Annotated in this window: 22 protein-coding genes, 1 pseudogene and 1 riboswitch; of the genes and pseudogenes, 15 read left to right on the forward strand and 8 right to left on the reverse strand. The window is 69.0% G+C overall.

The window, feature by feature from the left end:
- Window positions 1-52: 52 nt before the first annotated feature.
- The 11 genes from PHA84_RS18315 to PHA84_RS18365 all read left to right on the forward strand — a co-directional run bounded on the left by PHA84_RS18315 (window position 53) and on the right by PHA84_RS18365 (window position 9,729).
- Entirely contained in the window at window positions 53-787 is a 735-nt protein-coding gene (locus tag PHA84_RS18315; RefSeq protein WP_270889584.1) for an EcsC family protein, read from the forward strand.
- Between the two features lie 226 nt (window positions 788-1,013).
- Window positions 1,014-1,415, forward strand: a complete 402-nt coding sequence (locus PHA84_RS18320; RefSeq protein WP_270889585.1) for a DUF1232 domain-containing protein — start codon at window positions 1,014-1,016, stop codon at window positions 1,413-1,415.
- A 138-nt stretch (window positions 1,416-1,553) separates the two neighbouring features.
- The gene (locus PHA84_RS18325; protein WP_270889586.1) at window positions 1,554-2,678 is read left to right on the forward strand and encodes a DUF4192 domain-containing protein; all 1,125 of its coding nucleotides are present in this window, start codon (window positions 1,554-1,556) and stop codon (window positions 2,676-2,678) included.
- Window positions 2,679-2,801: 123 nt separating this feature from the next.
- Window positions 2,802-2,912, forward strand: a riboswitch (SAM riboswitch).
- Window positions 2,913-2,928: 16 nt separating this feature from the next.
- Window positions 2,929-4,065, forward strand: coding sequence for a homoserine O-acetyltransferase MetX (gene metX, locus PHA84_RS18330; protein ID WP_270889587.1), 1,137 nt, complete (start codon window positions 2,929-2,931; stop codon window positions 4,063-4,065).
- A 68-nt stretch (window positions 4,066-4,133) separates the two neighbouring features.
- Window positions 4,134-4,535 carry a universal stress protein gene (locus tag PHA84_RS18335; protein ID WP_270889588.1) on the forward strand — a complete coding sequence of 134 codons (402 nt, stop codon included), beginning with the start codon at window positions 4,134-4,136 and terminating at the stop codon, window positions 4,533-4,535.
- A 205-nt stretch (window positions 4,536-4,740) separates the two neighbouring features.
- On the forward strand, window positions 4,741-6,477 hold the full coding sequence (locus PHA84_RS18340; RefSeq protein WP_442952935.1) for an RNA polymerase sigma factor: 1,737 nt from the start codon (window positions 4,741-4,743) through the stop codon (window positions 6,475-6,477).
- A gap of 113 nt (window positions 6,478-6,590) precedes the next feature.
- Window positions 6,591-7,265 (forward strand): tyrosine-type recombinase/integrase, encoded by a 675-nt coding sequence (locus tag PHA84_RS18345; RefSeq protein WP_270889589.1) that lies wholly within the window; start codon window positions 6,591-6,593, stop codon window positions 7,263-7,265.
- A 130-nt stretch (window positions 7,266-7,395) separates the two neighbouring features.
- Window positions 7,396-7,917: a hypothetical protein gene (locus PHA84_RS18350; RefSeq protein WP_270889590.1), complete on the forward strand. Its 522-nt coding sequence runs from the start codon at window positions 7,396-7,398 to the stop codon at window positions 7,915-7,917.
- 386 nt (window positions 7,918-8,303) lie between these two features.
- Window positions 8,304-8,633, forward strand: coding sequence for a hypothetical protein (locus tag PHA84_RS18355; RefSeq protein WP_270889591.1), 330 nt, complete (start codon window positions 8,304-8,306; stop codon window positions 8,631-8,633).
- 476 nt (window positions 8,634-9,109) lie between these two features.
- Window positions 9,110-9,388, forward strand: a complete 279-nt coding sequence (locus tag PHA84_RS18360; protein ID WP_270889592.1) for a hypothetical protein — start codon at window positions 9,110-9,112, stop codon at window positions 9,386-9,388.
- Window positions 9,361-9,729: a GAF domain-containing protein gene (locus PHA84_RS18365; protein ID WP_270889607.1), complete on the forward strand. Its 369-nt coding sequence runs from the start codon at window positions 9,361-9,363 to the stop codon at window positions 9,727-9,729. The genes PHA84_RS18360 and PHA84_RS18365 overlap by 28 nt, the downstream gene beginning before the upstream one ends.
- A 517-nt stretch (window positions 9,730-10,246) precedes the next feature.
- Here the strand turns inward: PHA84_RS18365 and PHA84_RS18370 are convergent.
- Window positions 10,247-12,400, reverse strand: coding sequence for an Ig-like domain-containing protein (locus PHA84_RS18370; RefSeq protein ID WP_270889593.1), 2,154 nt, complete (start codon window positions 12,398-12,400; stop codon window positions 10,247-10,249).
- A gap of 109 nt (window positions 12,401-12,509) precedes the next feature.
- Window positions 12,510-12,989 carry a hypothetical protein gene (locus PHA84_RS18375; protein ID WP_270889594.1) on the reverse strand — a complete coding sequence of 160 codons (480 nt, stop codon included), beginning with the start codon at window positions 12,987-12,989 and terminating at the stop codon, window positions 12,510-12,512.
- Window positions 12,990-13,369: 380 nt separating this feature from the next.
- On the opposite strand from PHA84_RS18375, the gene PHA84_RS18380 reads away from it, so the two are divergent.
- Window positions 13,370-13,576 carry a hypothetical protein gene (locus tag PHA84_RS18380; RefSeq protein ID WP_270889595.1) on the forward strand — a complete coding sequence of 69 codons (207 nt, stop codon included), beginning with the start codon at window positions 13,370-13,372 and terminating at the stop codon, window positions 13,574-13,576.
- Between the two features lie 137 nt (window positions 13,577-13,713).
- On the opposite strand, the gene PHA84_RS18385 is transcribed toward PHA84_RS18380, so the two are convergent.
- Window positions 13,714-13,968 carry a DUF6221 family protein gene (locus PHA84_RS18385; RefSeq protein WP_270889596.1) on the reverse strand — a complete coding sequence of 85 codons (255 nt, stop codon included), beginning with the start codon at window positions 13,966-13,968 and terminating at the stop codon, window positions 13,714-13,716.
- 1,048 nt (window positions 13,969-15,016) lie between these two features.
- On the opposite strand from PHA84_RS18385, the gene PHA84_RS18390 reads away from it, so the two are divergent.
- Together PHA84_RS18390 and PHA84_RS18395 are read left to right on the forward strand one after the other, a co-directional pair.
- A complete protein-coding gene (locus PHA84_RS18390; RefSeq protein ID WP_270889597.1) occupies window positions 15,017-17,128 on the forward strand; it encodes a post-COAP-1 domain-containing protein in 2,112 nt (703 codons plus the stop codon).
- Between the two features lie 401 nt (window positions 17,129-17,529).
- Window positions 17,530-18,060 carry a TolB family protein gene (locus PHA84_RS18395; RefSeq protein ID WP_270889598.1) on the forward strand — a complete coding sequence of 177 codons (531 nt, stop codon included), beginning with the start codon at window positions 17,530-17,532 and terminating at the stop codon, window positions 18,058-18,060.
- Window positions 18,061-18,266: 206 nt separating this feature from the next.
- Here the strand turns inward: PHA84_RS18395 and PHA84_RS18400 are convergent, their stop codons facing one another.
- From PHA84_RS18400 to PHA84_RS18415, 4 genes are all read right to left on the reverse strand, one after another.
- Window positions 18,267-18,770: a hypothetical protein gene (locus PHA84_RS18400; protein ID WP_270889599.1), complete on the reverse strand. Its 504-nt coding sequence runs from the start codon at window positions 18,768-18,770 to the stop codon at window positions 18,267-18,269.
- A gap of 684 nt (window positions 18,771-19,454) precedes the next feature.
- A complete protein-coding gene (locus tag PHA84_RS18405) occupies window positions 19,455-20,285 on the reverse strand; it encodes a hypothetical protein (RefSeq protein WP_270889600.1) in 831 nt (276 codons plus the stop codon).
- Window positions 20,285-20,836, reverse strand: a complete 552-nt coding sequence (locus tag PHA84_RS18410; protein WP_270889601.1) for a SigE family RNA polymerase sigma factor — start codon at window positions 20,834-20,836, stop codon at window positions 20,285-20,287. The genes PHA84_RS18405 and PHA84_RS18410 overlap by 1 nt, the downstream gene beginning before the upstream one ends.
- A gap of 311 nt (window positions 20,837-21,147) precedes the next feature.
- The gene (locus tag PHA84_RS18415) at window positions 21,148-21,540 is read right to left on the reverse strand and encodes a hypothetical protein (RefSeq protein ID WP_270889602.1); all 393 of its coding nucleotides are present in this window, start codon (window positions 21,538-21,540) and stop codon (window positions 21,148-21,150) included.
- A 268-nt stretch (window positions 21,541-21,808) separates the two neighbouring features.
- Between PHA84_RS18415 and PHA84_RS18420 the strand changes: the two genes are divergently transcribed.
- Entirely contained in the window at window positions 21,809-21,973 is a 165-nt protein-coding gene (locus PHA84_RS18420) for a hypothetical protein (protein WP_270889603.1), read from the forward strand.
- Between the two features lie 313 nt (window positions 21,974-22,286).
- Here the strand turns inward: PHA84_RS18420 and PHA84_RS18425 are convergent.
- A pseudogene (locus PHA84_RS18425) lies at window positions 22,287-23,162 on the reverse strand (transposase).
- Window positions 23,163-23,264: the final 102 nt, after the last annotated feature.

Consider the following 23,264-nt stretch of genomic DNA (forward strand, 5'->3'; position numbering starts at 1 on the left):
GCTGGTCATGCGCGGTCGTGGCAGGATGACCGGACACCGTCTAGGAGGCTTCGTGGGATTTCTGGGGTTGGGCAAGGACGGCACCGCACACGCCGCTGAGCAGGGAGGACGCACCGGGTCAGCGCTCGAGCGGGCCAGGAACGGGCACCGGGAGGAGGGCATGTTCTCGGGAGCGGTCACCGGCCTGGTCGAGCAGCTGCTCGACGCCGGCATCGACGGCAGGGGACCGTTCGACTCCGCCCAGACGGTGGCCGACGTACGACGGGCCGAGAAGGCGGACGCGGAGCAGGCGGTCGAGGCGGTGGTGCGCAGCCACGTGAAGCTCGCCGCTGCCGGAGGGTTCGTCACCGGGCTGGGAGGCTTCATCACTCTGCCGGTCGCGCTGCCGGTGAACGTGCTGGAGTTCTACATCGTGGCCACCCGGATGGTGGCGGCCGTCGCGACGCTGCGGGGCTACGACACCAAGCAGCCGGAGATCCGCTCCGCGGTCCTGCTCACCCTCGTGGGGGCCGAGTCCGAGGACCTCCTGAGGAAGGCGGGAGTCGCGACGACGGGTCGGCTGTCCAACCTCGCCGCCCAGCGGCTCCCCGGACCTGCGCTCCTGGTCGTCAACAAGGCCGTGGGGTTCCGCCTGCTGGCGAGTGCGGGAAAGAAGACGCTGAGCCGGTTCGGCAAGGGCGTCCCGGTGGTCGGCGGTGTGATCGGTGCGGGGCTCGACGGCTACCTCCTGACGAAGATCGCGGAGCACGCCCGGCACGAGTTCCCGCCGAGGACCACGGCACTCTGAAGGCTTGATGGCGGGCGCTGGGGCAGGTGGCGGCCGTACCCGGGTCGCCCCGGCGTGGCGCGGTGGGCCCAGGTCCGTGCTCAGGGGCGAAGGGAACCGTCGACCGGGGAACCGCAGAGCGCGACCGGGCGTCAGAAGGCTGACCACGGGCGCGACTCCCTCGCTCTGGTGGTCCTGTGAAACGTGCCCGGGCCGACGAGGCGCCCGGGGAGCAAGGAGAACCTTCATGGCTGTGAACCGTTTCGGTGCCTTCCGCACCATCGCGACCGCACTGCGGACCGCGACCCGACCGGGTGCGCCGGGCCTCGGCGAGCGGGCCGCCAGCATTCCGAGGCTGGTGCGCGCGACCTTCAGCGGCGAGTATGTCGGGACCTCTCGGCGGCGGCTCCTGCTCCTCGTGGGCGCCCTGCTGTACGTCGTGTCTCCGGTCGACTTCATGCCGGAAGCGCTGCTGTCGGTGTTCGGTCTGGCCGACGACGCCGTGGTCGCGTCCTGGATAGCGGCGGCACTGGTGAACGAGACCGAGTCGTACCTGTCGTGGGAAAGGGCCGGTGGTCGTTCCCGGCAGAGGGCCGAGCGGTCGAACGACCCGGCGAGCGAGACCGTCCGCGGGTCGGTCGTCGACTGAGCCCTCCAATGGGGGGTGAGTGACGCCGCCGCCCCCAAGGCGGTAGCCGATACCCACAGCGTCGTCCGGGATCCGTCGCCGTCCACAGGAGCAGCCCAGGCGGCTCCATAGTGCGGTCCTGACCGCCACCGTGGGGCCATGACCTCGATCAGCCTGCGCGGCCCCGGTGACGTCGTGGCAGCCCTTCCCTTCCAGCTTGGCTACCACCCCGAGGACGCCGTGGTGGTCATCGCGCTTCACGACCAGGTCGTCGGCATGATCGAGCGGCTGGACCTGCCCGCCCACGAGCACGCCCCGGAGGCCGCTGACGAGCTGGTGCGACCGCTCCGTCGTGAGCGCCCCGATGGCGTCCTCGTCGTGGCTTACGAGTCCGTGGCCGGCGCGTCGCAACCGGTGCTGGAGGCCCTCAGCATCGCTCTCGTAGGTTCTGGCATCCCGCTGCTCAACCGTCTCGTGGTGCGAGGTGGGCGGTGGTACTCGGTCGGCTGTGACTGCTGCCCGAGGGACGGCACGCTCGTGCCCGACCCGGCGGACTCGCCTGCCGTGGCGGAGCTCGTTGGGCTGGAGATGTCACCGCTGCCGGCGCGTTCGGCGCTGTCCTCGATGGTTGCCGTCGACTCGCGACGTGCCGTACCCGTGGGGGCGGCCCTGAGGCGGCTGACCGGGCCCGAGACAGGCGTGCCGCAAGCCACCGCCGGGGGACGTGCGGCGCAGGACCACCGGATCGCCGTGCAGCGCCTCTCCTGGCTGGCGACCTGGGCTGTGGTGCTCGACGTCTCGGACGGTGCGCCCCCTGTTGAGGGCATCCGGCCTCGGGACGTCGCCGAGCTGGTCCTCAGCCTGGGTGACCTCCAGCTTCGGGACGGGCTCGTCGCGTGGCTGTGCCCCGGCACCCTGCCACTGGACCTGCTCTCGGACGACCTGGTCGACGGGTTCCACACCGTGCTTCCCACGCCGGCCTGGGGAGACCCCGACCTGCGAGACACCGCCCTCCAGGACGGCAGTGCCTCCATCGCGGGGCGGCGTCTGGTCGCGAGGCTCCAGGCGTTGTGTCGGGCGGTCCCCGACCCCTCGGCGGCGGGGGTGCTGACTGTCCTCGCCAACGTGGCGTGGTGGCTCGGCGACGGGGCGGTAGCCCGGGTCTGCCTCGACCGGGCACTCGAGCACTCGCCGGACTACCGGCTGGCGGAGCTGACCCGACGGCTGGTCGAGGTCGGGCTGCGTCCCCGCGGGCGCGGTCGGCACCCGGTGTCCCCCCGCTGAGAGTCGTGGTGCGGGAGCGCCGGGCGACGACCAAGGGAGCGAGGCCGACGAGCCGGAGTGAGCGTGAGTCCAATGAGTGGACGACGGGGACGGCGGCCAGGGTGACTCGTATCATGGCCCGCAGGTGATGAGTCCCAGCTTCGAGCCCCGGCTTGCTGGGCGGCAACCCTCCTCGCGATGGGGTGCCCCGGGTGAAGACCTGGCCGACCCTGACCCGGGCGGCAAGCGCGATGCCACAGGAGCAGTACCGATGACCACGACGTCCCGACCACCCGCCACCTCCGGTGCTTGGCGCGACGGTGACCCCGTGGGTGCCAGGAAGTTCGTCCAGCTCGGCGCCGTGGAGCTGGAGCGAGGGGGTGTCCTGCCGCAGGTGACACTGGCCTACGAGAGCTGGGGCCGGCTGAACTCCCGGCGCGACAACGCCATCCTCGTCGAGCATGCCCTTACCGGAGACAGCCACGTGGTCGGTGGGGTGGAGGCCGGACACCCGACTCCCGGCTGGTGGGACGGCCTCATCGGTCCAGGCAAGGCGCTGGACACCGATCGCTTCTTCGTCATCGCGGCCAACGTCCTGGGGGGGTGTCAGGGCAGCACGGGCCCTGCCACTGCGGCCCCGGACGGCCGACCGTGGGGCAGCAGGTTCCCGTTCATCACCGTCCGCGACCAGGTCCAGACGGAGGCGCTCCTGGCGGATGCGCTGGGCATCCACCGCTGGCGCATGGTCCTGGGCGGTTCGATGGGTGGCATGCGCGCACTGGAGTGGGCGGTGACGCATCCGGACCGGGTCGACACGGCGGTGATCCTGGCCAGCACGCCGTACGCGACCGCGGAGCAGATCGGCTGGTGCCAGGCCCAGGTGCTCGCCATCCGGGCTGACCAGCATTTCCACGGCGGCGACTACTACGACCGGCCCGCGGGCCCCGAGACGGGGCTCGGGATCGCGCGCCGCATCGCCCATGTGACCTACCGCAGCGAGCTGGAGCTCCACGAACGGTTCGGCAGGGAACCTCAAGGCACCGAGGAGCCGCTGGGTGGCCACGGACGGTACGCGGTGGAGTCCTATCTCGACCATCACGCGGGCAAGCTGGCGGGGCGCTTCGACGCGAACTCCTACATCGTGCTCACGGAGGCCATGAACTCCCACGACGTGGGCCGCGGCCGTGGGGGAGTGAAGGCGGCGCTGGCCGCCGTGACGAGCCGCCTGGTCGTCGTCGCCGTGGACTCCGACCGCCTCTACCCGCCCCGGCTGTCGCTGGAGGTGGCCCAGGCCGTGCCGGCGGCGCAGGTCCACACCGTGCACTCGGAGTACGGCCATGACGGCTTCCTGATCGAGCTGGACCAGGTGGCCGGGATTGTGGCAAGCGTTCTCTCCGGTCCCAGCTGAGGCGAAGGATTTCCGGTAGCGTCGCCACCGCGGCCACTGCCGCGAGGTCGACGAACGAGGAGGTTTCCGTGGCCATCGTTGTGGGCTATGTCCCGACGAAGGAAGGGCGCGCGGCGCTGCGCCGAGCAGCGGACGAGTCGCTGCTGCGCAAGGCGAAGCTGATCGTCATCAACTCCCAGCGGGGTGGCCGCGACTTCGACGGAGACGAGGCACAGCGGTTCGAGAGCGAGCTCAACCGCATCCAGAGCGAGCTCGACGAGGAAGGTCTGGAGCACGAGGTCCGTCAGCTGGTACGCGGCAACGAGCCAGCGGAGGACCTCATCGCGGTGGCCGAGCAGGAGAACGCCGACTTCATCGTCATCGGTCTGCGTCGCCGCACACCGGTGGGCAAGCTGATTCTCGGCTCGAACGCCCAGCGGATCCTGCTGGACGCGTCCTGCCCCGTGCTGGCCGTCAAGGCCGAGGCCTGAGCGAGCGGTTCTCACGGGCCGAATCCTGGCTCCGATGCGGGATCTGGGGCGTTCTCGTTTTACAATGTCATCAACGAAGCCGTCGGGGCCCCGCCCGAGCGGTCTCCGCAATACTTCCGCCCCCGCAGTTGTTATCACTAACGTCCCCTCAGGCATGTTCGTGATGGCGTGCGCCGTGCCGCGAGTCCGCGACGAAAGGTAGTCCGTGTCGCCTGTGTCCAAGAAGGCTGCGAGCCCCGCACCCTCGCTTCCGACGGAGTTCTCCCACCCCGCACTGCAGAGGTTGCTCAAGCAGGGCCATACCAGTGGTTCGGTCGACAGCGAGCAGCTGCGCGCGGCCCTGCAGGGAGCCGAGGTGGCTCCGAAGCGGATGAAGGCCGTGCTCCGGTCGCTGGACGAGCAGGGCATCCACGTGACGCTCGACACCACGACGGCGACGCGCGCCGTGGCCGCCACCGCCACGCGCAAGACGACGACCGCCTCCGCCAAGCCGGCTGCCGGCGGCAGCGGGACCGGCGTGTCCAAGGCGGCCGCAGCCAAGAGCAGTACGGCCAAGGCCGGCACGGGGAAGACGGCGGCCGGCACGACGACGTCTGACGCGGGCTCTTCCAGCGAGGGCGCCTCCGGTACCGACGCCGTAGCCGCCGGCGCGTCGAAGTCCGCCGCAGCGAAGGCGACGGTGAAGGCGGCCGCAGCCAAGGCCACCACCACCAAGAAGGCCGCCGCGGCAGCAGCGGGACAGGGCAAGCCTGCGACGAAGAAGTCCGACACCAAGGCCGGAGCCGTCAAGGCAACCGACGATGCGGCCGCTGCCACTGGGGCTGCGGGCGACGAGGTCGTCGGAGAGCTGGACGAGGACGCCGAGGCCGACGCGGAGCCCACCGACGTCGTCGAGTCCGAGCTAGAGGACGTCGTCATCGAGGACGACGTCGAAGCGGACGACAAGAAGGATGACGAGACTGAGGAGTCCGGCTTCGTCCTGCGCGACGACGACGAGGACGACGCCCCCGTTCAGCAGGTGGTGACCGCCGGTGCGACCGCGGACCCGGTCAAGGACTACCTCAAGCAGATCGGCAAGGTCGCCCTCCTGAACGCCGAGCAGGAGGTCGAGCTGGCGAAGCGCATCGAGGCCGGGCTGTTCGGCGAGGAGCGCCTGAACTCCGGCGAGAAGATCGACATGAAGCTCAAGCGTGAGCTGTGGTGGATCGCCCAGGACGGCAAGAGGGCCAAGAACCACCTGCTCGAGGCGAACCTGCGTCTCGTCGTGTCCCTCGCCAAGCGCTACACCGGGCGCGGGATGCTCTTCCTCGACCTCATCCAGGAGGGCAACCTCGGCCTGATCCGCGCCGTCGAGAAGTTCGACTACACCAAGGGCTACAAGTTCTCGACGTACGCGACGTGGTGGATCCGCCAGGCGATCACCCGCGCCATGGCCGACCAGGCTCGCACCATCCGCATCCCAGTCCACATGGTCGAGGTCATCAACAAGCTGGCCCGTGTGCAGCGCCAGATGCTTCAGGACCTGGGCCGCGAGCCCACGCCCGAGGAGCTGGCCAAGGAGCTCGACATGACCCCTGAGAAGGTCGTCGAGGTCCAGAAGTACGGTCGCGAGCCCATTTCCCTGCACACCCCCCTCGGTGAGGACGGCGACAGCGAGTTCGGGGACCTCATCGAGGACTCCGAGGCCGTCGTCCCCGCGGATGCCGTGAGCTTCACGCTCCTGCAGGAGCAGCTTCACTCGGTGCTCGACACGCTCTCCGAGCGCGAGGCCGGGGTCGTGTCGATGCGGTTCGGCCTGACTGACGGCCAGCCGAAGACGCTCGACGAGATCGGCAAGGTCTACGGGGTGACCCGTGAGCGCATCCGCCAGATCGAGTCCAAGACGATGAGCAAGCTGCGTCATCCCAGCCGGTCGCAGGTCCTGCGCGACTACCTGGACTGACGGCCCGCCACATTTTGGCGCTTGTGCAGGTCAGGTGCCCTCCCGGCACCTGACCTGTCCTATTTGCCGGCTGCACAGCGCTCCTAGTCCAGATATCACACTCGGGTGGCGGGGTGCCCCGCAAGCCCGCCACACCGCCGCTCGACGCGCTGCTGCCGTCGTGGCTGCTGTCCCTGCGCGCCGACCGCAAGAGCGAGCCGACCCTGAAGAGCCATGCCGACGGCGTCCGGTTTTACCTGGCGTGGTGCACACAGAACGGGGCCGAGCCACTGGACCGGAGCCGTCTGCGCGGATGGGTCGCTGCGCTGCTGGACGGCGGGAACCAGCTTGCCACCGCGCGGTCCCGGCAGCTGGCGGTGCGCCGGTTCACCGCCTGGCTCGCAGAGGAGGGGGCGCTGCCCGACGACCCGTTCGTCGGGATCAAGGCGCCCCGGCTCGACACCGCCGTGGTCGAGCCGCTGTCCGAGGACCCGCTCCGGGCGCTGCTCAAGGCGTGCCAGCCGCCCCGCGGGGCCACGCCGGCGGAGGCGCTTCGCCACCGGCGGGACGGCGTGGATGCTGTGTCACGGTGGACCCTGGGCATCGTTTGGTTGGTCGCCGAGAGCACGACCTCGCATCTCCTCCCTCGAGCGTCCAGCGGCGGCGAGGGACATGGGCGCGTGTCCCGGGCTGACTCGTGGCACCCTTCACTCCCTGGGTACCGTCACGGTGACCTGTACGGTCGCCCCGTGACCGCGGAGCGGCTGGGCAGAACGCGAAAGCCTGCTTGCCATGCGAGCCGCCGTTGACGGCGCCGAAACTCCGACCGGGCGGCAGCAGGCCAGCGGGTGACTACAGGCTGGCTGATCCGGCTGGCGACCCGGCGCTCGAGGGCTCCGGGTTCTGGCGTGTCTTGGCGCACAGCTTCTACGCTCAAGCATGAGCCGATTCACGTTGGGTAAGCGGCATGACCCGCACGGGGGCGCCGCGGGCGCGCCGGAAGATCCAATGGTGCGGCAGTACCGCTACCTGCTTCGCACCGCACCGGCTGATGCACTTGAGGCCGCCCACACGGAGGCTCTGCCGCTACTGTCCGAGGGGCACCGCCAGACCGTCCTGGAGACGGTCAGAAGCAGCCTGCTGGTGGGCGATCACCTGACCACGGGTGACCACGTGAGGCTCGCCCACCTTGTGACGGAGGGCGAACGCAGGACACCTGGCCAGCTACTGGCAGGTCTGCCGGAGGAAGTGCTCCAGGAACTCGCCACCACCGTCTTAGAGTCGGAGTCGTCCTTCGGGCTGCTGGGCGGATACGCGCACTGGGACGGAGCCGAGCCGCAGCGCGCCGACGAATCAGCATGGGCGGACGGCGGTTTCGACCCCAAGGCGGGCCGCTGGGACGCCCGCGACGACACGAGGGGCGGCCGAGGCTTCGAGGCCGGTGCCGGCCCTAGTAGATGACGCTGCCGACTGGCGCAGGAGACTTTCGACGCAGAAGGAAGCTGCCGAGTCTGGCGCGACGAGAACCTGCTCGGAATCCGTTACCCAACGAGTTCGCAGCGGTTGCTGCTAAACAACCCACCCAAGGACTGTGGCTCGGGGAGGCCGAGGAGGGCCACTACGCCTCAGTGCGGGGGACGCTGCACCACAACACCGTCGCACAGCACTCCGGCTACGTCGAAGCGCACGTGGCGCAACAAGTTCCCATCGCTGCCGTGGCCATGCCGTAGTCTGATCGAGCCATTTGGCGCCCCAGGCGTGGTATCTCATACCGATGTACGACCGCATCTGCTGGTTGCGCCCCTACGGTGTGCCGCATGCCGAACGCGCAGCTCGAGGTTCATTCCATGACCGTGAAGATCCTGGGGCGGGTCCTGCCCGGGCCGCGCGTCTACAACTGGCGATTCGTCGAGTGCACCATCGTCGGCCCCGCAGTGCTCTACCCGCGTGTGGAGACCACCTTCATCGACTGCCCGATTCCGATCTCCGGCCTGATCGAGGTGGGGCAGAGCCCCTATGACGGGTGGATCGCGCTGGACAGTTGCGCGTTCGTCCGTTGCGTGTTCCAGGACGTGTCCCTGGCTACGACTCGCGACTACATCGACCTGTTCCACCTAGACGCGCGACCGGCCGCCGCCCTGGTTCGCGGGCCGGGCCCTGCCGGTGCGCGGATCTGACCCATGCCATGCCCCGATGGACGTAGTATCCCGGCCTCCGGAGGCTGACCGCTTTCCCGGACGCCTCAGCTGCGGCGATGACCGTCTTGGACGGGAGTCCGTCAGATGGTGCACCCAGCCGCCGGAGTTCCGCGGTCGTGCCCTGGACCCGCTCGCGCAGGCCAGCCGGTCACCCGTGTCGCTCGCGTTCTGGGGATCACGGGGGCCACCGACTCACCGCGGCGCCTGGAGGCGCCGCCCGTGCTGGGTAGCTGCCTCGCGTCTGAATTCGACGGGCGCGCCGCCAGAGGGACCGGCAGGACGTGTCCCCTGGTTCCTCGGAAGAAGCTGATCACCCGGATGGCGCATGGGTGCCTGCCCGCACGGGTGAGACAGCGCAGACGGGCGAGCGCTACGAGCTCGCCCGAATAGTTTCAGACGCAGTGTTCCCCAGACCGCACGCCTGACGATCCGACCCCACGGACCATGGAGGCGTGATGACGGGTGTACCGCGCCTTGCGGAGGCGCTGGCCAAGGTGGCGCACGACATCAACGACCGGCGTGAGCTGCCCGAAGTTCTGCGCAACCTCGCCGAAGGTGCGCGACAGGCCCTCGACGGCGTTGACCACGTCGGAATCTCCATCACGCACCGCGATGGACGCGTCGAGACGCTCGCGGCGACCGACCCGCTGGCCGCCAAGTTCGACCAGCTGCAAAACGACCTCGACGAGGGGCCTGTCTCGACGCCATCCGCCATGAGGGCATCGTGGTCATGAACCGCGGCGACAACGTGCAGCGTTGGCCGCGGTACTTCAGCCGGGCCCGCGACCTTGGACTCCGATCGCAGATGGGTTTGCGGCTGTATGCCGAACGGGAGACCGTCGGCGGGCTGAACCTCTACGCCACCCGGGATGTCAACATCGACGCCGAGGTGGTCCACGTGGCGCAGCTGTTCGCCGACCACGCGGCCCTGGCCCTTGGCAAGGCCCGGCACGAAGACGACCTGCGCGCGGCGACCATGAGCCAGCGTGCCATCGGGCAGGCGGTGGGCCTGGTCATGGCCCGCTACGACCTGAGCAGCGACGGGCGTTCGAATAGCTTGTGCGGGTGTCCATGACGACCAACACCAAGCTGCGGGTCGTCGCCGAAGAGATGGTCCGGCTTCATGACGAGAAGCACCCATCGCCGACCGTTCCCTGACCGTCCGGCGGTCCAGCAGCGTCTCGCGGGGCCCGCGTCCCCGACAGCGGACCCAATCGTCGACGTCGTCGCCAACCTCCAGCAGCGCGGGGTCGGTGGCGGCGTCGGCTCCGTCGGGTTCAGCAAGCTCCTCCAACAGCTCCCGGGGCGGCGACCGGCGCAGCGTCGCGGCGGTGAAGCAGGACTGGCGCCCGGGGAACACCTCGCCGTCGGCGCGCGAGTCGTCGGTGGCGGGCGTGCCCATGTTCGGTGGACCGGCGCGCCGAGTGGCACTCAACGCCGCAACGCCTGGGTACGAGCGTCGCCGATCGCACCAGCCCACGGGTTGCCCTCCGCCCGGAAGTGCATCCACCGGGAAGGCTGGCGGCTCGCGTCGCGCCTGCAATGGCGTGGGGTGGGTGGCCCTGGACAGGGCAACGCGGTAGCAGGATGTGTCAGAACGTTCCGGTTCGGGTGTTGCTGGTTGCGGTGTTGCCGGCGAGATCGGTTTGGGTTGCCTGGGCCCAGAGTTGGCCGGGGCCGGTGCAGAGCAGGGTCTGACCGAGCAGGCCACCGAGGGCGCAGGTGCGCAGGTCGGGCGTGGTGGCGGTCCACGCACCCGCTGCGCTGACCGCCGGGGTGAGGGTGGCCTTGGGGCTGGGGCAGGGGAAGGTGTTGGCGCCGCAGATCACGACGGTGACGGTGGCGGCGTCGCGGGGGGCGGTGCCGGCGGTGCCGGTGGCGCGGACCTGCCCGTTGCCGGCGCTGGCGAAGGTCGTGATGACGATGGTGGGTGCGGTGGTGTCCACGGTGATGGTGGTGGGGGCCGAGGCGGTACTGGTGTTGCCGGCGGTGTCGGTGGCTGTGGCGGTGAGGGTGTAGCCGCCGTCGGCGATGGTCGCGGTGGTCATCGTGTACGTCCCGTCTGTGGCCGAACCGCTGGCGATGGGGGTGCCGCCAGGGCTGGTCAGCGTCACGGCGGTGCCTGCTTCGGCGGTGCCGGTCAGGGTCGGTGTGTTGTCGGCGGTGATGTTGTCCGTGGTCGAGGCCCCGGTGTCGCTGCTGTCGAGCAGGTCCGGTGCCGGCGGCGGGGGCGGGGTGGTGGTGTCGACCCTGACCGGGGTGCCGGTGGATGGCGTGCTGGTGTTGCCGGCGGTGTCGGTGGCGGTGACGGTGAGCCTGTGTTGTCCGTCGGGCAGGCTGGCGGTGGTGATGGCGTAGGCGCCGTTGCTGGCCGGGCCGCTGCCGACCGGGTTTCCGTCGCTGTACACGGTGATGGTGGCGCCGGCTTCGGCGGCGCCGGTCAGGGTGGGGGTGTTGTCGGCGGTGATCTTGTCCGTAGCGGAGGTCCCTGTGTCCGAGCTGGCCACGAGGGCGGGTGCCGCGGGGGCGGGTGGCGCGGTGGTGTCGACCACGACGGTGGCACCTGGGTCGGAGGAGGTGTTGCCCAAGCCGGCCACGTCGGTGGCCGCACCGGCAGGGACGGTCACGGTGACGTTGCCGTCGCCAGTCATCCCGCTGACGGCGATCAGGTAGCTGGCGCCGCTGCCGGTGAGGGTCGTGCTGGTGGGGGCGGCCGCGCCCGACAGGACTAGGTCGGAGCTGGTGAACCCGGTGACCGGTTCGGTGAAGGTGACCCCGAACAGGATCGTGGCGCTGCGGGTGGGGTTGGGCTGCTGGGCGCTCTTGGTGACGGTGACGCCGGGTGGGGTGGTGTCGATGGTGATCGTGCGATGCTGTTCGGAGCTGGTGTTGCCGGCGTGGTCGGTGGCCCGGTAGCTCACCGTGTGGGTGCCGTCCCCTGTCACGATCACGCTCGCGGCGCCGCCGGTGACGGTTGCCGGTGCGGCGGCGTCGATGGTGTAGGTGATCGCGGCGAGACCGGACCCGGGGTCGGCGCCGGTCAGTGTCAAGGTGACCGGGCTGGAGGGAAAAACCGCGCTGGTGTTCGCGCTCGGTGTGATGTCGCTGATGGCGATCGTGGGGGCGGTCAGGTCGCTGATCACGGTGGTCGGCTCGCTGGGGGCGCTCACGGCGGTCCAGGTGTGGTCGAGCGCGGTGACGCGGTAGGTGTACACGCCATCGGGGACGGGGCCGTCGGTGCAGGACAGCGCCATAGTGGGGGCGGCCGCCAAGGTGCCGCAGGCGGGGCTGGTGGCGCCGTCGCTCTGGTCGACCCGGGTCACGTAGTACCCGCCCTGCGGCGGCCCGCCATAGGAGGCGCTGGCCGGAGTCCAGCTCACCTCAACGCTTGGACGCCAGGGCGCAGCGGTCGCGGTGACCGCCGCCGGGGGGGTGAGAGTGCCGGCAGCGGCGACGCCGTGGCCGAACGCGGGGGCGCTCCAGTAGGCCCACGAGGACCCAGCGCCGGCCACCATCGCGGCGGCGGCGACCGTGACAGCTACCAGCAGCAAGGCCAAGGGCGGCAGTCGGGCCATCACGGCGCGCTGGACCGGGTGCCGGCTGCCGTGGCGGCTCTCCTGCCGCGGCCCAGTGCGGAGCCACCGGCGTTGCCGCGCCCGGTGCCGGGCGGGGCAACGATCACGGGCGAGGAGCCGCGTGCTCGGTGTCTGCCGCAGCTGTCCGTGGCGACCCGACGTGGCGGACATTCGGTGGTCCTCCTGCGCTACGGGGCTGCGGGGCTACGGGAAGGGTGGCAGCGGAAGGGTGCCCGGGCCGAGGGGTGTTGTCGCTCCCCTCGCCAGCCCGGGCGCGTCATCACTGGACGGTGTAGGTGACGACCGCGGTCGCGTTCTTGCAGCCGTCCTGGTTGCTGTCGGTGTTGACCAGCCGGATGCTAAGTCCGCTCCAGGAGCCGACGCCGTCGCCGGCGGCGACCTGGGCGCCCACATTGGCGGTGCCGGTGATGGCGAAGTTGTCGGTGGCGCAAGTGCCGGTGATCGAGCCGCCCTCGGCGTCCTTGACGTCACTGACGGCCGCGGTGACCCGGTCGACGAACACCGAGGAGGAGTTGGGGTTGTCGAAGTTTCCGGACAGCGCCTGGGGGTCGGTGCCGGGGGCGAGGTTCGCGACGGTGCTGGTCTGGTTCACCGTGATGGGCTGGGTAGTGCCGGTGGAGGCGCTGCCCGCACCGGCCCCGTCGGTCGTCCAATAGGCCACGGCGGCGCCGCCGCCGATGGCCACCAGGGCCAACGTGGCAGCCGCGATCTTCTTCTTCTTGGTGCTGAGAATGCGCATGTGAGGGTGATGCTCCTTGCCCGCGTGCGGGCCGTCGGGGTGGATTGAGGCGAAGTCGCCCCTTTTGGGCGGGCGGTGTTGGGCGATTGCTGGTGAAGCACCCCATTCGCACCACTCGAATGAACGGCGCGGTTGACCCGGTTTCACCATGCTTGCAACCGTTAGACCTCTAGCGCCACCCGAGACACCACTTCCCACCGTTCGCCCCCGGTCGCTTCGCCGAACGTGCGGGCCTCGGATCGCCTGAACGGCCAAATTCACCGAGTCTCAGGCCTTTTGCTTCCGTTTGGCCCGCTTCGTTGCGCGCCCGGCTTGCGCACGGTTGGCGCAATACTTCGGCTCGCCGCTCGCACCAGCGCCGTGCGCACGGGAAAGCCCACATGACGCACATGACGCAGTTCGTCCCCTACATGGACCAGACTCGGAGGCTGGGCGTCGGGCACAGCGCCGCACTGCTCGAGGAGCGCCTGTACGACCCGCGACTGAGCCTGAACGAGGTGGTACAGGCCTACCGCGTGGCCCGAGACACCCAGCTGGCCGCCGTGGTGTCAACCCATCCGATCGCGCTCGCGCAGCGTCGACCCTAGCTGCCCCTTGCTCAGTAGTCCGGAGCCATCTTCGAGACCCACCACTGTCATCTGGCGTCATGCTGCGTGCAGGTGGCGTCATGCTGCGGCGCGCCCCCTCTCCAATCCCCCAGGGTTGAGGGGGCGCGCGCAACTACCTACGGCCGCCACTGCTGGCCGTACTGCGGGTGGTCGGCGCAGACCTCGGCCAACGCCATCAGGTCCCAGCTGGGCTCGCTGTCGTCGGACAGACCTGTCTGCATCTCGATGATCCGGCGCTTGGGCTTACAGTCAGCCACGGCCACGCCGAGCGCGTGCCGGACCCAGGGGCTGGCGTCCTCGCGGTCCAGGATGGTCCGACAGCGGATCTCCCGCTCGGTGATCCGAGCCTCCAGGAACTCGGTGAGCGTCACGGAAGGAATCGTCGCAGCCGAGGACGGCCACGCTGGCCGGAAAGACTGACCCGTCCCATGTGCGCCTCTCCTAGCGCGTGCCCCCGCTGCCCACCGTGCAGAAGGCGGTGCTCGCGGTGGTGTCCCGTAGACGTCCGCATGGCGATCAGGCGCGTTCCGGCCCAGTGCAGAGAATCGGTGTGATCGTGCGTGTCGCCCTCCGCCGCCCGGACTTTGACCCTTCCCCGGTTGGTCTGGAGCACGAGCCGCTCGCGGCTACGCTGGCCGGTCTCGGGGTCCGCCACGGTAGCGAAGGTGACGTCGAAAGGGCCGGCCACGAGATCCGGCGGCGGCTGGCAAGTTGGTGACCACGATGCCCTGCGCGGTCGCCCGCAGCCGGGCTGACCATGCGCGCCAGGCTGCCACCAGAGACCCCGCGGCCACAACGGCGAGCATCTTCGCCGCCGCGACGTCCCCGTCTGGAGGTGGCCCGTCCGCGGCCGCCACCATGACGGCGCAGAAAGCGGCCGCAACGAGCCAAAGCACGACCAGCGCACCATGATCCCCGCGGGTGACCACAGCGGAAGGGGTCTCCCCTTGCCCTCTGCGTACGTCACGGTGAGCCGCATGGCCCCCTCGATTCACGGGCGCAGCACACCGCCGGCTCCCAATGCCGGGGCCAGCCACGACCCGGCCGTCCCCGTAGCCAGACTTCGTCGGCGGCGCGTGAAACCGAGACATCGGCGGCACCTCCAAGCTAAAGGTCTCATGTTCTGCTCAATGGATCCTCCGTCGCAAGCACGACGTACCTGCCGGAGCCAATGACTACGCCACTTTGGGGGTGACCGCAGCCCATGCGGGTGGAAGCGTCGCTCTTGGCCGTCCGAGACGGTCGTGCTCGCCTGCCTACTGGGGTGGCGAGCGAGCTCTTGGAGGGAGCGTCCCGATGAGGATGTCTTGGTGGACCCCGGCCGCTTCGGAGTCGTCCGTGCGGCGGCATATGCTCGCGTCGACTGTGGCGGGCAAGGCGGTCACTCGACGCTGGGTTGGCGGCGCGCTTGCAGTAAGCGTGTCGGCGGCCGTGTCGATGGTGGCTGTGGCGAGTCCTGCGGGGGCCGCCCCGTACACGAAAGGAGATGTCTTCGTCTCGGTCGGCAACGGTCTGGTCAAGGAGTTCACCCCATCGGGCACGCTCGTTCAGACTCTCGACACCACAACCGGGGTCCCTGAGACGACCGGTTCGGGCTTCGACGCCGCCGGCAACTTCTACGTGACCGATTTCTCAGGAAACGCCGTCACCAAGTTCGATACGAACGGGACGTTGGTCGGCTCGTTCGGCAGCGACTACAACGCCGACCCCGAGTCCATTGTCTTCGACGCTGCGGGGAACGCCTACGTCGGGCAGGCTGACGGAACCCACGCGATTCTCAAGTTCAACGCCTCCGGTGCCTTGCTCGCCTCCTTCACGCCAACCATCACGGACCGCGGAACGGACTGGATCGACCTGGCTGCCGACCAGTGCACCATCTATTACGACTCGGAGGGCCAGAACGTGCACCGGTTTAATGTGTGCACCAACACCCAGCTCCCCGATTTCACGACCACGCCGCTGCCGGCATCGTACGCATTCGCGCTGCGGATCCTGCCCGACGGTGGCGTCCTGGTCGCAAACGCTAACGCGGTGCGGCGACTGGACAGCTCCGGTGCGGTTGTGCAGACCTACACTGCCCCGAACGACAGCTTCCTTTTCGGGCTGAACCTTGACCCGGACGGGACGACCTTCTGGACCGCCGACATCGGTAACGGCGATGTCGCGCACTTCAACATCGCTACCGGTGCGCTGTTGGGCCACTTTAACGGCCTCAGCGACGGCGGTAGCGACGTTGCCGGCCTGTCCGTTCGCGGTGAGCTGACCGCGGCTCACCAGTACGCCATCGCGCTGACCCCGGCCACAGGCAGCGCACCGGTGGGGACGACGCACACCGTCACGGCCACGACCACCGACGGTGGCGTGCCGCTTGCGGGCCAGACCGTGCACTTCACCATCAGCGCAGGACCGAACACCGGGCAGACTGGTAGCGGAACGACGGACGAATCCGGACAGTCCAGCTTCACCTACACAGGCAGTGGAGGCGCGGGCACGGACACCATCGGCGCCTCGTTCACCGACCCTGCGTCGGCCACCCTGCAGGCCCCGTCGGTCACCCAGACGTGGACCGCGGCCAACCAGCCGCCGGTGCTCACGCCCGCGAACGGTTCGGTTCAGTACAGCGACCCGATCACATCGTTCACGGTCTCAGCCTCCGACTCGGACCATGACCCGCTTACTCTGAGCGCCGCCGGTCTGCCGGCAGGACTGACCTTTAGCGACCACCACGACGGCACCGGCACGGTGAGCGGCACGGCAACAGCCACACCCGGGCCGTACACGGTTACGTACTCGGCAAGCGACGGCGTGAACCCGCCGGTGACCGCTTCCAGGACGATCACGGTGACCAAGGAAGACTGCACGCTGACGTCGCCGGCGACGGTGTTGTCCAACGCCACTGGGCTCACTAGCCTGACCACCACCTTGGGTGAGCCGGACGCGACACCGGGCGACCGGAGCAAGAAGACGGTCACGTTCGCAGGGTTCGACTCAAGCCTGGCACCGGTCGGTCCCTTCACCGCGACGACCGATGCCAATGGGAACGCCTCGGTGTCGGCGGCACTCGGCGCCGGCGTCTATGCGATCGACGCCTCGTTCGCAGGTGATGCTTACTACAGCCCGTGCACGACGACCTCCAGCACGATCGTCACCGTCTCGCCGGCCCAGTTCAAGGTGACCGGCGGCGGCTGGTTGTCCAACAGCGTCGGCCGGACCTCCTTCGGCTTCAACGCCATCTCCGATGTCACCGGCCTGCACGGTCAGATCCAGATCCGCACCAACGCCAAGGGCAACTTCCACGGCAACGTGGTCCTGACCTTGGCGGGTACAACCACAACGGCGCAATGGACCGGGACCGGGACCTGGAATGGCATACGGGGCTACCGCTACTCGGTGTCGGTCGTTGACGCGGGAACCAGCGGCAAGAACGGCGACACCATCACCATCACCATCACCAACCCGACCGGAACCTCAACCGTCTTCTCCACCGGCGGCGCACAGGGCCTCAAGGGCGGCAACATCGTCGTGCACTAGCGCACCGACACCACCAGCAAGCGGGCGAGGACCGGGTCCCCGCAATGCGGCGCTGCTCAGCGCCTAACGCGCTGCCGTGATGTCCCTGAACGGGAAGGGCGCTACCTCGATCAGCGGGCTGAGGTAGACCCAAGTCTGCGTGGCCGCGACGTCGGTGTTGGCGTTCACCGCGGGGTCACTCTGGAAGAAGGCGTCCGAACCTCAAGCCGGCGATGTGCGTGCGCGACAACGGATCCGTCTCCACACTGGCGACCGTGGTCGACTGCCGCTCCGACCACCAGGACGAGGTCATCGCCCACACTGGGTTGGGGGTCCCAAGAAGTGGCCGGGAGACACACCATGGACGATGCCGCCCTGGCCACATCTTCGTCGTGCACGTGCAGTCGAGGCGCGAGCACCCCGTGCACCCGGCGCACGGTGGGCTCTTCCCCAGCTGGTCGCCCGACGGCCGCGCGATCGTGTTCAGCACTCTGCAGCGCGACCTGAACGGCGAGTGGATCCACCTCGTCACCCCCGCAGGCACGAACCTTCGTGACCTCGCCGAGCCGGCGTTCGACGCCGTGCAGGAGGGCCTGGCCTGGTCGCCGGACTCGCGGCGGATCGCGTACAGCGGCCACTCTGGCGACGGCAACCGGGCGATCTGGACGATGAATCGCGACGGCAGCGACCGCCGTCAGCTGACCTTCCCGACGCCCGTCGTCCCGCGCGGCAGCGGCGGTGACCACATCGGTGCCTGGTCTCCAGACGGGAAGCAGATTGTCTACAGCTCCTGGCAATCCGAGGACTTCGACCTATTTGTGATGAAGGCCGATGGATCCGATATCCGCGAGCTCACCGAGTGGCCCCGCGGCGATGGTGCCGCCGCGTGGCTCCGCAGCGGCAAAATCGTCTTCTCGCACTTGAGCGGCGAGGAGCCGCTGTCGCACTGGTAGATGATCAACCCCGATGGGACGAATCTTCGCTCCCTGCCCTGGTTCTACGGCGCCGGAGAAACGCTCGACTGGGTCCAGCCGCGCTGACCCATTCGTCCAACATGTCGCCGCGCCACGCCGTAGGGCGGAGGCGGCGGAGGGGGCCGCCCCAGGTGTGAATCGATCCTCGACCTGACCGGAACCGCCCGGCCGGGCGGGCGGGCGGCTCACGGCAGCTGAACTGCGCCCGTTGTGGTCCCGCCACCGATGCCCGTTTCGCCGTCCGTGCCCCCGCTGGTGAACCCGTGGCCCGTGATCCCCGCGTAGGTGCCGGTGCCACCCAATATCTCCACGGGGCCGGCGTCCGTGAATCCTGTGTCAGTGAATGTGAGCGTCAGGTGCTTGAGCATCGTGAAGCTTCCACTGCCGTCGTCGCAGGTGAACGTGCTGCGGATGAGCACGAAGCCCTTCTCGGAGTGCGAGTGGTCGGAGTGGGGGAATCCCGCTGCCGTTACATCATCGACAAAGGTGCCCGATGGGCAGAGGAGGCCTGAGGTGGTGAAGGTGTCGACCCCGGTGTTGTTGTCGACATGGTCGGTCATCGTGAAGGGCGCCGGAGCGGCCGCGTTGGCTGGCCCTGCGAGGCCGAGCGCGCCGACCAGAGTAAAGCCGACCACCAACGCTCTACCAGTCCACTTCTGCCTGAACAGTGCCGCTGTCTTCACGTGCATGGCGCCTTCCTTTCGTGCCTCTTCACCGCGTTCTGGGCCTGGGCTGTCCCAGACTCGACCCGTACCGCGCGTGGGTCCACGCGCGTTCGTCCTACGTCTTGGGCATGGGACCGCTCCCTAGGAGTTGCTGGCCAACCGTTCCTGGGGCGGACGGCCACGCAGCCGCGAGATCAAGGACAAGCTGTGGGGCTATCGGATCCTCGATGGCACGGGTCAGCTCTCCGCCTTCCTCGCGCTGCGGGCCACCAGTTGCGCCGGTGGTGTCGGCGCGGGCGAGGAGGCGCCGGTGGGGCCGACGCACGTTCTTGTGCGTCCGGTTCCCCAAGAAGGTTGTCCAGCGCTGCGGCGGTCGGCGTCGGCACGACCGGTGCGCGGCACTCAAGACGCTGCGCAAGGTCTGCGGCGGCAAGGAACAGCTCGGCGGCCACCATCATGGCTAGCTCGTTTCCTCAAGGGCTGTCGTGGACCAACTTCCCTGTTGGGCAATGACGGCCGATGGTTGGTAGGTAGGGTCGGCAGGTAGGTCCACCGTGGCCCGGAGCGGTGTCGTCTCAGTAACGGGTTCTCGTCAGCGCACGGGTCACCCAGGGCGCCTGTTGACGGTGTGCGGGTTAGCCCCTCGGGCCTGCTCGTGTGACAAGCCGAAGAGCTGTCGGCTCGGGAGTGTGTCGGCGGGCTTGCGGGTCAGGGAGCCGGGAGGCCCTTGCTCGCGATGCGGTGGTCGGGGCTGGTCGACAACGGCTCCGTCAGCGCGATCCAGCCCGCTGGTGGGGTGGCGGTGACGCGGACCGCGAGAGCGGCGTCGGCCCTGCTGAGGTGCAGGCCGCGCCCAAACCCCAGGTTGGTCGGCAGGATCGTGATGGAGGCCGGCGTGTGGGGACGCAGGGTCTGCGGGGTGGTGTCGAGGGTGCTGTCGCCCCAGGCTATGGGGCACAGGGTCTGGCCACCGGCGAGCTGCGGGACCGGGGTGTGGTTTCCGACCAGGTCGTTGTGGATGACAGCGTCGATGCGGTCACAGAACGCGGTGGGAACCTTCCAGTAGGCGTACAACCGCACCGACTCACCCAGGTCGTACGGCGACCCGGAGGTGTTCGTCAGCGTGTAGTACCCGCCCATCTGCGGCGCGGTGAGGACCCGCTTGGTCGCGTCCAGGGGATCGGGGGCGCTGGTTGCCGGGGCCGTGATGACGGCACGGACGTCGAAGGTGAACGTCGTACCGTGGCCAGTTGTGATCGTGGTGCTGTCGACCCAGGCAGGGCCAGGCGGCAGCGTCCGCGTCGTGGAGGTCGTGGGCTTCGGCGTTGCCGGAGAGAGCGTGCGGTCGTGCAAGGCTCCTGACGCGACCGCACCGCCCACTCCCACCGCTGCCACGACTGCTGCGGCAACGGCAGCGACGCGGACCCGACGCGCCCGGATGGCGTAACGGCGGGCACCTTCGACGAGCGCGGATGCCTGCACGGAGTCGGGCGCTGTGTCGTGCAGCAGGTCTCGTAGCCGGGTCTCGATCTCAGACATCACACGCCCCCTTCCTGGGCGAGGGCTCGGCTGGTGCGAAGCGTCGCCAGTGCTCGGCTGGTCTGGCTCTTGACGGTGCCGACGCTGCAGCCGAGCGTCTGGGCGGTCTGGGCCTCGCTCAGGTCGTGGAAGTACCGCAGGACCACGACGGCGCGCTGCCCGCGCGGTAGCTGCGCCAACGCCGCCATGAGGTCGCGGCGGCTGTCCAGGGCCGCGGCTTCGACGCCCTGGCCACTGCTCCACGATCCGACAGGACGTTCGGGGAGCGTCGCGGTGGGGTACTCCGCCGTCCAACGACGCCGCCACCAGGAGATGTAAGTCGTGACCATGACTTTGCGGACATAGCCGTCATACGAGCCTTCTCCAGACACCGCGATATGGGCCCAACGCGGCCATGTCTTTCCCAGGGCCGTCTGCACGAGGTCTTCGGCGCGGTGGTGGTCTCCGGTCAGCAGCCAGGCCGTGTGGAGAAGGGAGGCGCCGCGCGCGGCGACGTACTCCTCGAAGCTAGGGCCTGGCGCCGTAGGCGCCATTGCGGTCACCTCGCTCACACCCACCACCTCCGCTCCTCACAGTGATAGAGCGGCTGAGCCCCACAAAAGGTTGTCACGCGTCCGAGCGTCATGGACACCGCGGTCAGCCGTGGACCCGGTGCACTACGAGGAGCGGCCGGCGCCTCTACGGCGCACGGTATTTCGGCTCCTTGGCGGCCGGTCCGAAACCGGAGTGCGGCTGCCTTGCTGCCAGCGCTGAATACTGTGCTGAAGGTCTGCGGCTGCGAAGAACAAGTCTGCCGAAATCATCATGGTTCTCCGTGTAGTGGTGGGTGCGCGCGGTGTGCCTCGGCGGAGTCGCCGGGGGGTCAGCGCAGGGGGTCGTGTTCGAGCCGTCTGGCCATAAGCTCCACCGTCTGGCATTGGTGCTTGGCGGTGCAGACCGGGGTTGGGTAGTGGTGGATCAGGTCGGTAGGCATGACCGAGGAGGCCAGTGGCCTCCATCGGGAAGCGCCGTGCACCCATGGGACGGAAGAGGAAGTCATTCCTGGTGCAGGGGTCAGGTTGCGGCTGTGGGACCCGACTCCGGGGGGCGGCGTCTGGGCCAAGGCGGCGATGAAGATGACGGCGGCGGAGGCGGTCAGCGCCGTGGCGCCGAGCTTGCCGCCGATCGTAGGGAAGTGGCGGCGGCTGCTGGCGCACAGGACGCGGCGGGGCTCGAGGTCGGCGGCGACCAGGTGCCGCTTTGCGTTACGGCTCATGATGGGCTCCCCAAGGTTGCCTGCTCTGAACGGTGCTGTGGTGACCCCTGCCGGTAACCAGTGATGCCCACGCCGGTGTCGCCTCGGTGACAACCCGGACCCTTGTGCTGGCTCGAATGGCCGTGTCGTCGCACTGCTGCCGCTCGCGGGGCCGCGGCTCGGTTGAAGCTGCGCGTCACACGGTGGTTGCCAACCATTCCGATCGGGCGGACGATGACTTGTTGGGAAGTCGCGCCTGGCGTCGGCTTTCAGATCAGGGTTGGGTGACATGAGCACATCCGGTTGGGTGTTCGAGTACGGCTTGGTCGCGTTCCTGTTCCTTCTCTGCGTCGGCGTCGCATTCTTCGCTTGGGGCCAGGATCGCGTGTGGCGGTGGCAAGACCGCCGTGACGCCAAGCGCGGAGCTCGCCAGGTCGGCGGCGAGCCCAAGTGAAGCTCTTCCAAGAGTCGGCTGGCGACCGAAGTGCCCAACGCTCAGACTTGGATCGGCGGTGTCGCGTCCGGTGATCGGGACCGACCGAGGAACACGATGCCCGCGGCGCCAACGACGAAAGCGACGGCGTAGACGACGGTCCAGTGCGGCCATGCCAGCAACTGCGGCCACGCGCTGTGCTCCTGCGTTGACGCCTCTACCTCCCGCCCTGGCGCGTTAGGCGGGCCGTCCTGAACTGGGTGCGCCTCACCGAGTTGCGTGGGCGCGTGGTCGTGGGGTTGGGTGTGCTGCACGGATATGTGACAATGGTTACTCACGCAGCCTGACGGGCTGGCGTGGTCATGACGGTCTCGTGCTCGTTGGGGGTCAACCGGCTCAGGGCGTCTTGCCTGCGGCGGCGATGGTAGGTCCGTTCGATCCAGGTCACGATGGCGGTCCAGTGCTCGGTGATGTCGCCGGTCCACAGCTGATTCGGCCCCTCGGCGGTGAACTCATGCGGACCCGTCCTTTGTCGTCGACCACGGCGCACAGATCGTCGTGGACCGGCGGGCCGGGCTTCTTGCCGTTCCTGCCGCGCCTCTTCCCAAATGCGCTCCACCAGGCGTTGTTGGAGCAGATCCGCCACGCCGTCCGGGCAGCCATCGCCACCCCAGCATCGCGGGCTTCATCGACGAGGAACCGATAGACGAACTCGGGGTCGTCCTGGTGAGCGTCGAACAGCGCGTTGGCGCGGTAGGCCTCAGCAAGTTCGGCGCCGGTGACCGGGTCGGCCAGCCAGCGGTAGAGGGCTGGCGGGCGATCTTGAGCACCCGGCACGTCACCGTGACGGGAATCCCGTCGACGGCCGGCTCGCGGACGAGCCGGTACATCATTTTCCCGGCAGGTTGGCCTGAGAGAGGTAGGCAGCGGCCCGACGAAGGACCTCGTTCTCCTGCTCGAGGAGCTTGATCCGCTTGTTCGCCTCACGCAGCGCATCGGACTCGTTCACTGCCTTTGCGGCCGGCGACGGGGTGGGCGACCCACGGTCGTCGATGGTGACCCAGCGCTTCAGGCACGACGGCGAGATGCCGAAGTCCTTCGCGACCTGCGCCAGTGACGCATCGGAGTCGCGATAGACCCGGATCACGTCCTCGCGGAACTCCAGGGGAACGCCTTCGGCATGATGAACATCCTTCCAGCGCCGACACACATCGACGCAGATCAGATGTCACCTACGTGAGCGTCCCGCCCAGTGGTGGACTTTGGGAGTGATCGGCGGGGCTCCGGAACTGTAGGGGCCATCGGCGGGATC

Source organism: Pedococcus sp. 5OH_020, from assembly GCF_027812955.1.
In the GTDB taxonomy this organism is placed as follows: Bacteria; Actinomycetota; Actinomycetes; order Actinomycetales; family Dermatophilaceae; genus Pedococcus.

Coding starts and splice junctions, on each gene's coding strand:
- PHA84_RS18320 (WP_270889585.1), top strand. CDS start 1,014: ATGGCTGTGAACCGTTTCGGTGCCTTCCGCACCATCGCGACCGCACTG.
- PHA84_RS18325 (WP_270889586.1), top strand. CDS start 1,554: ATGACCTCGATCAGCCTGCGCGGCCCCGGTGACGTCGTGGCAGCCCTT.
- metX (WP_270889587.1), top strand. CDS start 2,929: ATGACCACGACGTCCCGACCACCCGCCACCTCCGGTGCTTGGCGCGAC.
- PHA84_RS18350 (WP_270889590.1), top strand. CDS start 7,396: ATGAGCCGATTCACGTTGGGTAAGCGGCATGACCCGCACGGGGGCGCC.
- PHA84_RS18355 (WP_270889591.1), top strand. CDS start 8,304: ATGACCGTGAAGATCCTGGGGCGGGTCCTGCCCGGGCCGCGCGTCTAC.
- PHA84_RS18360 (WP_270889592.1), top strand. CDS start 9,110: ATGACGGGTGTACCGCGCCTTGCGGAGGCGCTGGCCAAGGTGGCGCAC.
- PHA84_RS18370 (WP_270889593.1), bottom strand. CDS start 12,400: ATGTCCGCCACGTCGGGTCGCCACGGACAGCTGCGGCAGACACCGAGC.
- PHA84_RS18375 (WP_270889594.1), bottom strand. CDS start 12,989: ATGCGCATTCTCAGCACCAAGAAGAAGAAGATCGCGGCTGCCACGTTG.
- PHA84_RS18380 (WP_270889595.1), top strand. CDS start 13,370: ATGACGCACATGACGCAGTTCGTCCCCTACATGGACCAGACTCGGAGG.
- PHA84_RS18400 (WP_270889599.1), bottom strand. CDS start 18,770: ATGCACGTGAAGACAGCGGCACTGTTCAGGCAGAAGTGGACTGGTAGA.
- PHA84_RS18405 (WP_270889600.1), bottom strand. CDS start 20,285: ATGTCTGAGATCGAGACCCGGCTACGAGACCTGCTGCACGACACAGCG.
- PHA84_RS18415 (WP_270889602.1), bottom strand. CDS start 21,540: ATGAGCCGTAACGCAAAGCGGCACCTGGTCGCCGCCGACCTCGAGCCC.
- PHA84_RS18420 (WP_270889603.1), top strand. CDS start 21,809: ATGAGCACATCCGGTTGGGTGTTCGAGTACGGCTTGGTCGCGTTCCTG.